Annotated in this window: 10 protein-coding genes and 1 pseudogene; 4 read left to right on the top strand and 7 right to left on the bottom strand. The window is 71.2% G+C overall.

What is annotated here, in order from left to right; all coding sequences use genetic code 11:
- Genes panD through BCF44_RS49000 form a run of 3 tightly spaced genes read left to right on the top strand, consistent with a single transcriptional unit; the run spans window position 1 to window position 1,695 of the window.
- Entirely contained in the window at window positions 1-435 is a 435-nt protein-coding gene (panD, locus tag BCF44_RS49010; RefSeq protein ID WP_116181461.1) for an aspartate 1-decarboxylase, read from the top strand.
- A gap of 41 nt (window positions 436-476) precedes the next feature.
- On the top strand, window positions 477-1,475 hold the full coding sequence (locus BCF44_RS49005) for an ABC transporter substrate-binding protein (protein ID WP_379798258.1): 999 nt from the start codon (window positions 477-479) through the stop codon (window positions 1,473-1,475).
- A 10-nt stretch (window positions 1,476-1,485) separates the two neighbouring features.
- Window positions 1,486-1,695 (top strand): MbtH family protein, encoded by a 210-nt coding sequence (locus BCF44_RS49000; protein ID WP_116181459.1) that lies wholly within the window; start codon window positions 1,486-1,488, stop codon window positions 1,693-1,695.
- A gap of 54 nt (window positions 1,696-1,749) precedes the next feature.
- On the opposite strand, the gene BCF44_RS48995 is transcribed toward BCF44_RS49000, so the two are convergent.
- From BCF44_RS48995 to BCF44_RS48985, 3 genes are all read right to left on the bottom strand, one after another.
- Window positions 1,750-3,501: an ABC transporter ATP-binding protein gene (locus BCF44_RS48995; RefSeq protein WP_116181458.1), complete on the bottom strand. Its 1,752-nt coding sequence runs from the start codon at window positions 3,499-3,501 to the stop codon at window positions 1,750-1,752.
- The gene (locus BCF44_RS48990) at window positions 3,498-5,168 is read right to left on the bottom strand and encodes an ABC transporter ATP-binding protein (RefSeq protein ID WP_116181457.1); all 1,671 of its coding nucleotides are present in this window, start codon (window positions 5,166-5,168) and stop codon (window positions 3,498-3,500) included. Before BCF44_RS48990 ends, BCF44_RS48995 begins: the two co-directional genes overlap by 4 nt.
- Window positions 5,169-5,394: 226 nt before the next feature.
- Window positions 5,395-5,727, bottom strand: coding sequence for a histone-like nucleoid-structuring protein Lsr2 (locus tag BCF44_RS48985; RefSeq protein ID WP_116181456.1), 333 nt, complete (start codon window positions 5,725-5,727; stop codon window positions 5,395-5,397).
- Window positions 5,728-5,935: 208 nt separating this feature from the next.
- On the opposite strand from BCF44_RS48985, the gene BCF44_RS48980 reads away from it, so the two are divergent.
- Window positions 5,936-6,835 carry a dihydrodipicolinate synthase family protein gene (locus BCF44_RS48980; RefSeq protein ID WP_116181540.1) on the top strand — a complete coding sequence of 300 codons (900 nt, stop codon included), beginning with the start codon at window positions 5,936-5,938 and terminating at the stop codon, window positions 6,833-6,835.
- A gap of 120 nt (window positions 6,836-6,955) precedes the next feature.
- Here BCF44_RS48980 and BCF44_RS48975 read toward each other — a convergent pair whose 3' ends face one another.
- The 4 genes and pseudogenes from BCF44_RS48975 to BCF44_RS58275 form a co-directional block, all read right to left on the bottom strand.
- On the bottom strand, window positions 6,956-7,654 hold the full coding sequence (locus tag BCF44_RS48975; RefSeq protein WP_116181455.1) for a GntR family transcriptional regulator: 699 nt from the start codon (window positions 7,652-7,654) through the stop codon (window positions 6,956-6,958).
- Complete coding sequence (locus BCF44_RS48970; protein ID WP_116181454.1) at window positions 7,654-8,403, bottom strand: type 1 glutamine amidotransferase; 750 nt, start codon at window positions 8,401-8,403, stop codon at window positions 7,654-7,656. The genes BCF44_RS48975 and BCF44_RS48970 overlap by 1 nt, the downstream gene beginning before the upstream one ends.
- Window positions 8,393-9,670, bottom strand: a complete 1,278-nt coding sequence (locus BCF44_RS48965) for a DUF1727 domain-containing protein (RefSeq protein ID WP_246016261.1) — start codon at window positions 9,668-9,670, stop codon at window positions 8,393-8,395. The genes BCF44_RS48970 and BCF44_RS48965 overlap by 11 nt, the downstream gene beginning before the upstream one ends.
- Before the next feature lie 203 nt (window positions 9,671-9,873).
- Window positions 9,874-10,047: pseudogene (locus tag BCF44_RS58275) on the bottom strand (ATP-binding protein); the annotation flags it as partial.

Raw genomic sequence — 10,047 nt, 5'->3', positions numbered from 1 at the left:
ATGCACCGCACCCTGATGAACGGCAAGATCCACCGGGCCACGGTCACCCAGGCCGACCTGCACTACGTGGGGTCGCTGACGATCGACGCGGACCTGATGGCGGCGGCCGACATCGTCGAGGGGGAGAGGGTTCAGGTGGTCGACATCACCAATGGCGCGCGGTTGGAGACCTACGCCATCACCGGCGACGCCGGCTCCGGCGTGATCGGCGTCAACGGCGCGGCGGCGCACCTGGTCCACCCCGGCGACCTCGTGATCATCATCACCTACGCCCAGGTCGAGGAGGCCGAGCGCGCCGCGCACCGGCCGCGGGTGGTGCATGTGGACGCCGACAACCGCCAGGTCCACATCGGACACGACCCCGCCGAGCCCGTTCCGGGCGCGCCGGCCCAGCTGACCGGCCGGGCTGTTGCCGTCGGCTCGATCGGTAACTAAGGTATGCCTACCCTAAGAAGTGGCGAGAGGTTCGCATGTCCGTGTTGAGCAGGCGTGGATTCCTGATCGGGGCCGGCGGCCTCGCGGCCGTGACGGCGCTCGCCGCGTGCGGCGCCGGCGACAAGCCGGCGGCCGCGGCGACCGGCCCGTGGTCGTTCACCGACGACCGTGGCCAGAAGGCCGCCCGCGACCAGCGTCCGACCCGGGTCGTGGCCTACGCCAGCTCGGCCGCGGCGCTGTGGGACTACGGCGTGCACGCGGTCGGCGTCTTCGGTCCGCAGAAGACCGCCGACGGCAAGAAGGAGGTCCAGGTCGGCAACGTCGACCTGGCCGCCGAGACGTCCATCGGCAACGCGTGGGACGACTTCAGCATGGAGAAGTTCGCCGCCCTGAAGCCGGATCTGGTCGTCACCGGCCTGACCGGGGCCAAGCCGGCCGACCTGTGGGTGATCAAGGACGACCTCGCGACCAAGGTGCAGCAGATCGCGCCCGTCGTCGCCCTGTCCGAGTACAAGGTCACGTGGCCCAAGGTCATGGCCCGCTACGAGGACCTGGCCGTCGCGCTCGGCGGCGACGCCAAGTCCGCCGCCATCACCAAGGCCAAGGCCGACTTCCAGCAGGCGTCCGACGATCTGAAGGCCGCGATCAAGGCCAGGCCGGGGCTCAAGGTGCTCGTCGTCTCCAGCGACAAGGACAACCTGTACGTCTGCAAGCCCGAGTTCTTCGCGGACCTGTCCTACTACCGCGATCTCGGCATGGACATCGTCAGCGGTGCCGGCAGCGACGACTACTTCGAGACGCTCAGCTGGGAGCAGGCCGCCAAGTACCCCGCCGACCTGATCCTCAGCGACGCCCGGACCTTCGCGCTGTCCCGCCAGCAGCTGGCGCAGATCCCGACCTGGGCGCAGCTGCCCGCCGTGAAGGCCGGCCAGGTCGCCGACTGGTCCACCGAGCCGCGCTTCAACCCCGTGCTGGCCGCCCCGGTGATCCAGAAGGTCGTCGACGTGGTCAAGTCCGCCCGCACCGACATCGTGTCCTGAGGAGGCTCTTGTGACCAACCCGTTCGAGGACCAGGACGGCACATACCTGGTGCTGGTCAACGACGAGAACCAGCACAGCCTGTGGCCGGCCGCGATCGACGTGCCCGCCGGCTGGCGCGTCGCCCACGGCCCGGACGCCCGACAGGCGTGCCTGGACCACGTCGAGGCGAACTGGACCGACATGCGTCCCAAGTCCCTGGCCGACGCCATGGACCGCTGAAGCCGTCTGGCCAGACAGCCCGCCGGGAGATCTGGGGCTCCCGGCGGGCTGTTGCTATCCCCGCTGCCCCGACCAGGCCGCCCAGAGCCTCGCGTACTGCCCGCCGGCAGCAACCAGCTCCTCATGCGTTCCGGATTCCACCACCGCCCCGGCGTCCAGCACCACAACGCGATCCGACGCCACCGCCTGCGTGAGCCGGTGTGCGACAACCAAAGCGGTCCGCCCCGCCAAGGCCGCCGACGCGGCGGATTCCAGCACCCGGGCGCCGGCGCTGCCGGCGTCGGCGGTGGCCTCGTCGAGAATGGCCACGGGCGGATCGGCCAGCACCAAACGAACCAGCGCCAGCTGCTGAGCCTGTGTGACGGTGAGCTGATGCCCGCCCTCGCCGACAACCGTCGCCAGGCCGTCCGGCAAACTGTCCACCCAGGACAATGCGCCGACTTTCTCCAGCGCGGCAAGCATTTCGTCCTCGGTGGCCGAAGGCCGCGCCAGTCGCAGATCGTCCGCCAGCGAGCCGGCGAAGACGTGCACCTCCTGGCTGATCAACGCCACCGTCCGCCGGGTGCCCGCGACGCCCAGTTCCTCCAACGCAACCCCGCCGAGCATGATCGACCCGGCGGACGGCTCGTGGATTCCGGCGATCAACTTCGCCAGCGTCGTCTTGCCGGCGCCGCTCGCACCGACCAGCGCCACCCGCTCCCCGGCCGCGACCTCCAGATCGACGCCACGAAGCACGGGATGACCGTCCACATAGGCGAAACCGACCCCCGAAGTCTTGACGGAGGTGTCGACCGGCCGTGCAACCCGAGCCGGTTCGACCGCCGCGGGCAGATCGGCGACGCCGACGATCCGGGCGAGCGACGCGCCGGCCGCTTGGGCGTCGTCGACCATGGCGAGCACGGTGCCGATGGGCCCGAACAGGCTGTGGAAGTACAGCGCCGCGGCCGTCGCCACGCCGACGCTCACCGAACCGGCGCCGACGAGCAGGAAACCGACGGCCAGGATCGACGACAGGCCGACGAATTCGGCGAGGTTGATGCGGGCGTAGAAGCGGGTCACGAGCCGGACGCCCCGCAGCGCCAAGTCGACGGCAACCGAAGAACGTTGCCCGACCAGGTCCAGATGGGCATCACCCAGTCGGAAAGCGCGGACGGTCCGCGCGCCGCCGATGGTGTCGAGCAGCTGCTGTTGTTGACTGCCGACGGCTTCTCGCTGGCTGGCGTACAGCGGCTTGGCCAGCGGCACGTACCACCGCACGGTGTAGACCTGGATCGGCACGGCCACCAACGCGGCCAGCAGGAACCGCCAGTCGAGCACGGCCAGGGCCATGAACGTCAGCACGACGGTCAGCAGCGATCGCCCCAGCTCGGGCATCGCCCGCCGGACGGCGTCGGCGACGACCGAGACGTCATTGGTGACACGGGCGGTGAGGTCGCCGGAACCGGCCCGTTCGAGCTGGTCGAGCGGCAGGCCCAGGGCCCGTTCGACGAATCGCTCACGCAGCTCGGCGAGGATGGTCTCGCCCAGCCGTGCCACCAGCGACACGCCGACGGCGGCCGCGGCCGCCTGCGTCACGGCGACCACGACGAGTCCGACCACCGGCGGCACCAGTTCGGCGGCCGGCCGGTGGGCCACGACCAGGTCCACCACGCCACCGAGCAGGCGGGCGGTGAGCAGCCCGATCGCCGTGGCCCCGACGAGAATGGCGAACGCGGCGACGGTGCGGCCCTTGGCGCGACCGAGAAGTTCGCCGACGACGGCACGGATTCGACGCCCGTCGGCGACGGGCAGCAGCTCACGGCTCATGCCAGCACCGCCGCCTGGTAGTCGGCCCGCACGGCGAGCGTGGCATGACTGCCCTGGTCGACAACACGTCCGTCGTCGAGGAGCACGACCCGGTCGGTCGCGGACAGCAGCGCGGGGCTGGTGGTGACCAGGATCGTTGTACGGCCGCGCCGCATCGAGGCGAGACCGGCAGCGATCCGGGCCTCGGTGACGGTGTCTACGGCGGTGGTCGGGTCGTGCAGCACCAACACCGGAGCGTCGGCGGCGAGCGCCCGAGCCAACGCGACGCGTTGCCGTTGGCCGCCGGACAGCGACCGCCCCCGTTCGGTGACGGCAGTCTGCACGCCGTCGGGCAAAGCGCTGGCGACCTCGTCCACGGCGGCCGCGGTCAGGGCGTCCTCGACCAGAGGCCCGGTGGAGACGTTCTCGACGATCGTGCCGGCGAACAGGTCGGCGTCATGCGCGGCGACCAGCACCACTTCGCGAACCCGTTGAGAATCCACGGTGGACAGATCGATCGAATCGACGGAAACGCTGCCGGACAAGGGATCCGCCGCCCGCCCCAGACAATCGAGTAGGTCGGTCGCGGCGGCGGGATCGGTGGCGACGACGCCCAGCAGTTCGCCCGGCCTGGCCTCGAACTCGACGTCGCGAAGGGCACCGCGGCTCAACCCCCGCACCTGGACGTGTCCGGTCGAGGGCACCGGCAGCGCACGGGCGCCGGTGCCAACCGCGGGCGGCGCAGCCAACACGTCGGCGATGCGCCCGGCCGACGCCCGGCCCTGCGCGAGCTCGCCGTTGACCCACGAGAAGATCGAGAACGGCGTGATCAGGTACTGCGCCAGGCCCACCGCGGCGACCAGGTCGCCGATGCTGATCTGTCCCGCCGCGGCGAGGTTTCCGCCGACGAGCGCGACCACCGCGATGAAGATCCCGGTCAGCGCCAGCAGCGAACCGTCGTGCCACGCCTGGGCCCGTGCGGCTCGCAGTGTTGCCCGCAGCGAATCCCGGCTGGTCCGGCGGTACCGGTCGATCGCGGCGCGCTCGGCCCCGACGCCCTTGAGCACCCGGAGCCCCGCGACCAGGTCGGCGGCGACGCCGGAGGCGAACGCCGACCGTTCCTGCTCGGCCTCGCTGCGGCGCTCCAGCGGCTTGCCGATCAGGTGGGCGAGGTAGAGCAGCGGGGGAGTGCCGAGCAGGACCAGCAGTCCGAGCGGGACTGAGCGGGTCAGCAGCACGATCGCCGTCACGAGCAGACCGGCCATGCCGGCAACACCGAACGGCAGCACGTTGTTGACGGTGCCGACCCGTTTGGCGTCCGAGGTGCCGATGCTGACCAGTTCGCCGGCGAGGTTGCCGGCCTCCGTGCCGCCGGCGGGGTGCAGCACGCGGCGCGCGATGTCCAGGCGCAGCTCGTGGGCGGCGCGTTCGGCGGCGCGTTCGGCGAACCGCGCGCCCAGCCGGTAGCTGGTCGACAGCGCGGCGAACAGCAGGCCCAGCACCGCGAGCCAGGCCACCAGCGTCAGCGCCGAGGCGCCCGCGACGGCCTGGTCGATCACGACGCCGATCACCACCGGCACCAGCGCCTCGCCGCCCTGGTGGCCCGCCGTCAGCAGCGATGCCAGCGCCACCGACCGCCCCTGCCCGGCGATCGAACGGCGGAGGACGTCCCGTCCGGTCGTGCTCACCCAAGCCTCCCTCACCCAGTCCCAAGTAAGGTAAGGCTAGACTAATTATGGCGGCGGGCGGCACTACGGCCTGGAGGTGCAGGGGCGAAGCGAAGCGAGCCCGAAGGGGGGTCCAGGGGGGCGAAGCCCGCCCTGGCTTGGGGTGTGGGGCGAGAGCCCCGCAAGACACATTGAGCGAGATGTGGCCGGCGCTCTCCGCCGGCACACCTCACCCCTAGCTACGAGCTCAATGCGCGGCCTGGAAACGCGTCACCAGTTCGGACGGGATGCGGCCGCGGTCCGAGATCTTCTCGCCCTGGCTGCGCGCCCATTCCCGGATGGCCTGGTTCTGCGCCTTGTCGCCGGTGCGACCGGCGGGCCGGCCGATCGCGCGCTGCTTGCGGCCGCCCACCCTGCGTGCCTTGTCCACATACGCGGACAGGGAATCGCGCAGGCGTTTCGCGTTCTCAGTGGACAGATCGATCGCGTACTCGACGCCGTCGAGGCCGAATGCGACGCTCTCCGCGGCAACACCGCCGTCCAGATCGTCGACGAGTTCGACGATCGTCTTCTGTGCCATGGTTGCTCCACCTGACGTATGACTATTAGCACAAGCTCATTCCCACCGTATCGCATCGCCACCGGTTTCGGAGCCGGACCAAGCGAGAAATACCACGGATAGGTGCACGCCGAACGCGTCCCGCAATGCGCCATTCGACGTCGCTTATTGCCGCCGATGAGCTGGTCGTCTATGTTGGTATACCAGATACCAGGAGGAGAGGGTGGAGATGCTGGAGGACGTCAAGCGGGCGCTGCGCTCAGTGGTGATGATCACGGTCACCCCGTTCGACGGCGCCGGGCAGGTCGACGGCCCCGGCTATCGGTCGGTGCTGCGGCGGACCCTGGACGCGGGGATCGACGTGGTCACCCCGAACGGCAACACCAGCGAGTTCTACTCGCTCACCGCCGTCGAGCGGGATCAGGCGCTGGAGTTGACCGTCGAGGAGGCCGCGGGCCGCGCGCTGGTGGTCGCCGGCGTCGGATACGACGTGCAGACCGCCGTGGCGTCGGCGCGCACCGCACGCAGTGCCGGCGCCGGCGCGATCATGGTCCACCAGCCGGTGCACCCCTACCTGTCGGCCGCGGGCTGGGTCGACTACCACCGGGCCGTCGCGGACGCCGTCCCGGAACTGGGCGTCGTCTGCTACCTGCGCAGCCCGCACATCCCCGCCGGCGCGGTGGCCGAGCTGGCCCGCGTCGCCCCCAACTTCGTCGGCGTCAAGTACGCCGTGCCGGACCCGGTCGCCTTCGGCGCGGCGGTCGCCGCCGTCGAGGAGGACCGCCTGGTCTGGGTGTGCGGCCTCGCCGAGACCTGGGCCCCGTTCTTCTGGCCCGTGGGCGCCGAGGGATTCACCTCCGGCCTGGCCAATGTCACGCCGGAACTGTCGCTGCGATTCTTCGCGGCGCTGTCCGCCGGTGACCGGCCCGGCGCCCGTGACCTGTGGCAACGGCTCAAGCCGTTCGAGGATCTGCGCGCCGCGAACGGCAGCGCCGACAACGTCACCGTCGTCAAGGAAGCGCTGGCGCAGCTCGACCTCTGCACCCGTACCGTCCGTCCGCCGATCAGCGAACTCCCCGACTCCGGCAAGGCCGAAGTAACCGCCTGGCTCAAGTCCGTGGCCGAGTGAAACCCCCGCGAGTCACGCTCACAGACACACCGAAATACGGTTTTAGGCAGAAACGAGCTTCAGGTCTCAGATTCGCCCGAAACCCACATTCGGTCTGGTGCTGAGCGCGACTCGCGGGGTTCAGCCGGTCATGGCGTCGGCGGCTCGGTGGCCGGACAACTCAATGTGCTGGCGGGTCAGGCGTTGCGCGGATTCGGCGTCGCCGGCGGCCACCGCCTTGAGGATGCCCTCGTGTTCCACGTGTTCGGCCCGCCACGTCGGCCAGTGCGGCCACAGCAGGCTCACCGCCGCCAGCGCGGCCAGGTCCCGCACCTCGTCCAGGCTCGCCACCACGAACTCGTTGCCGCAGCCCGCATACAGCGCCCGGTGGAAGTCCCGGTTGGCCATGCTCAGCTCGCCGTGATCCACGGTGTCCAGGTGCGCCGCCGACCGGGCCAGCGCCGCCCGCGCCCGGGTCACCGAATCGGGAGACCCCAGCCGCGTCGTCGCGGCCACCGCCCACGGCTCGAGCAGCAGCCGGACCTCCTGGATCTTGCGTAGGTCGTCGGCGTCCAGCACCCGCACCGTCGTGCCGCGGGTCGGCGTCAGCACCACCAGGCCGCTCGACGCCAGCATGATCAACGCCTCCCGGACCGGCGTCTTCGACACGCCCAGCTCCGCGGCCAGCCGCCGCTCCACCAGCGTGTCCCCGGGCCGGATCTTGCCGGACAGCACCGCCGTCCGGATCGCCTCGGCCACCAGGTCGGCGCGGCTCGTCACCGGGCTGAGCGGGCTCAGCCCGAGCGACGGCAGCGCCGGCCGCGGGTCCCCGAGCGTCATCAGAACTTGAGCAACCGCTTGCGCCGGTTGGCCATGGCCTGCACGGCCCGCCGCCGCTCCTCGCGCAGCTGCTCGATCACCGGGATCTCCAGCGGCGCCAGCGGCGCGCCGATCGCCCAGCCCAGCAGCAGGTCGGCGAACTCCGGGTTCCGCGCCAGCACCGGGCCGTGCATGTACGTGCCGACCACGTGCCCCGCGTACGCGCCGTCCGCGCCGTCGCCGTTGCCCGTGCCGTACACGACCTTGGACAGCGGCCGGGCGTTCGGGCCCAGCTGGGTGTGCCCCTGGTGGTTCTCGAACCCGGTCATGGACGTGGCCAGCAGCGCCGGGTCCGGCGTGGTCAGCAGCTCGCCGACGGCCCGCGCGCCGGTGCCGGGCGTGGTCCGCACGTCCAGCAGGCCCAGGCCGCTGTACGTGACGCCGTCGGTGCCGGTGAAGTCGTGGCCCAGGATCTGGAGGCCGGCGCAGATGGCCAGCACGACCGCGCCGCGGCCGGCCGCCGCCTGCATGCCCGGATTGGCGGTCAGGTGCGAGACGGCCAGCGTCTGCGCCCGGTCCTCGCCGCCGCCGAGCAGGTAGAAGTCCAGCGAGCTGGGCACCGGCTCGCCCACCGCGAGGTCGACGACCTCGGCGCGGTAGCCCCGCCACTCCAGGCGCTTGCGCAGCACGGTGGCGTTGCCGGAGTCGCCGTAGGTGCCCAGCACGTCCGGCAGCACCAGGCCGATGCGCACGACAGAGTCACGAACCATTGCTCAACCCCGACTTCAGGTCCCGGAACGCGGTGTAGTTGGCGACGAGCTCGATGGCGCCGGGCGGCAGCGAGTCGATCGCCTGGTACGGGTCGGGCACGTGCTGGTGGGCCACGTCCGCGTAGGTCAGCCGCACCGCGAGGTCGGCCGACCGCTCGCCGGTGGCGATCACCGTCCGGCCGGCCAGCCGCTCGAACGGCACGTCCCACAGCCACGACTTGTCGCGGCCGTCGGCCTCCCGGCCGTTGATCGCGATGATGATCGGGTGGTCCGGGCTCTTGGCCAGCAGCGGCAGCGTCTCGGCCCAGCCGGCCGGGTTCTTGGCCAGCAGCAGCCGCACGACCCGCTCGTTGCGGACCAGCGTGGTGTACCGGCCGCCGACGCCGGTGATGGTGCGGATCCGTTCCAGCGCCGGCCGCAGCGGCACGCCCAGGTGCGTGGACGCGGCCAGCGCCAGGGTGGCGTCGGCCTCGTTGGCGCTGCCGGGCAGGCGCAGCCGCAGCTCGACGGACTCGCCGGTGGGGCTGGTCATCTTGCCGTCGACGACCGACCAGGTCGGCGTCGGACGGGCGAAGCCGCAGTCGCAGTACCAGTCGGTCGCGCCGCCGTGCACCCGCATGCCGCAGCGCGGGCACGAGGTGGAGTCGCCGCGCCAGTTGCCGCCGGCGCTGACCCAGATCGTCCGGGGCGCGTCGTACGCCGCCGAGGTGACCAGCACGTCGTCGCAGTTGGCCACGACTGTCGTGTTGTGCAGGCGGGCGATCGCGGTGCGCAGGTGCCGCTCGGTGTGCCGGACCTCGCCGACCCGGTCCATCTGATCGCGGCTCAGGTTCAGCAGCACGATCACCGCCGGCTGCACCGCGTCGGAGATCTTCGGCAGGTAGTTCTCGTCGATCTCCAGCACGCCGACGGGCGCGGTCGGGTCCGTGGACAGCGCCGCGACCAGGCCGTCGGGCATGTTGGCGCCGGTGTGGTTGGTGGCGACCGGGGCGATCACGCTCATCGCCTTGGCCAGCATCATGGTCGTGGTGGTCTTGCCGTTGGTGCCGGTGACCAGCGCGACCGTGCGGTCCTTGCACAGCCGGGCCAGCGCGTTGGGGTCCAGCGCCAGCGTCACGCGGCCGCCGATGATGCCGCCGGCGCCGCCCGCGACCTTGGACAGCCGGGCCGCCAGATTGCCGGCGGCGACCGCCGCGGCCGTCCGGGTCGGCAGCTCGCCGTCGAGGTGGCCGGACGGCACGTCCATACCGGTGTTCCTGGGATCCATCAGCCACCCATCATCGGCCAAGTCTTCGTCAAGAAGATCTTAAGCACTTCTCAGACTACGTGTGTCAGGACGCCATGCCGCCGCCGGGGTTGCGCCACCGGCAACGGATCGCGACCCCGGACACACCACGGGGCCCGTACGGCACATGGTGCCATGCGAGCCCCGCGAAGCCCGGCGCGCACGCGCCGGCCGGCCGTGTCCGGTCAGGCGCGCACGGTCATCCACTTGCGCATCGAGTGCTCGACCAGCGTGATCAGCGTCTGCTTGGTCGACTCCCGGTTGCGCGCGTCACACGTCACGATCGGCACCGACTGATCGATCGTCAACGCCTCCCGCACATCGTCGATCCGATGGTGCAGCATCCCGTCGAAACAGTT

Origin of the sequence: Kutzneria buriramensis, from assembly GCF_003387475.1 — a bacterium.
Lineage (GTDB): Bacteria > Actinomycetota > Actinomycetes > Mycobacteriales > Pseudonocardiaceae > Kutzneria > Kutzneria buriramensis.
The sequence above is the reverse complement of the archived record's forward strand: the minus strand, read 5'-3'. Positions and strand labels throughout refer to the sequence as shown.

Bases quoted from the DNA above. Each gene is read 5' to 3' on its own strand.
- panD (WP_116181461.1), top strand. From the start codon at position 1: ATGCACCGCACCCTGATGAACGGCAAGATCCACCGGGCCACGGTCACC.
- BCF44_RS48995 (WP_116181458.1), bottom strand. From the start codon at position 3,501: ATGAGCCGTGAGCTGCTGCCCGTCGCCGACGGGCGTCGAATCCGTGCC.
- BCF44_RS48985 (WP_116181456.1), bottom strand. From the start codon at position 5,727: ATGGCACAGAAGACGATCGTCGAACTCGTCGACGATCTGGACGGCGGT.
- BCF44_RS48980 (WP_116181540.1), top strand. From the start codon at position 5,936: ATGCTGGAGGACGTCAAGCGGGCGCTGCGCTCAGTGGTGATGATCACG.
- BCF44_RS48975 (WP_116181455.1), bottom strand. From the start codon at position 7,654: ATGACGCTCGGGGACCCGCGGCCGGCGCTGCCGTCGCTCGGGCTGAGC.
- BCF44_RS48970 (WP_116181454.1), bottom strand. From the start codon at position 8,403: ATGGTTCGTGACTCTGTCGTGCGCATCGGCCTGGTGCTGCCGGACGTG.
- BCF44_RS48965 (WP_246016261.1), bottom strand. From the start codon at position 9,670: ATGGATCCCAGGAACACCGGTATGGACGTGCCGTCCGGCCACCTCGAC.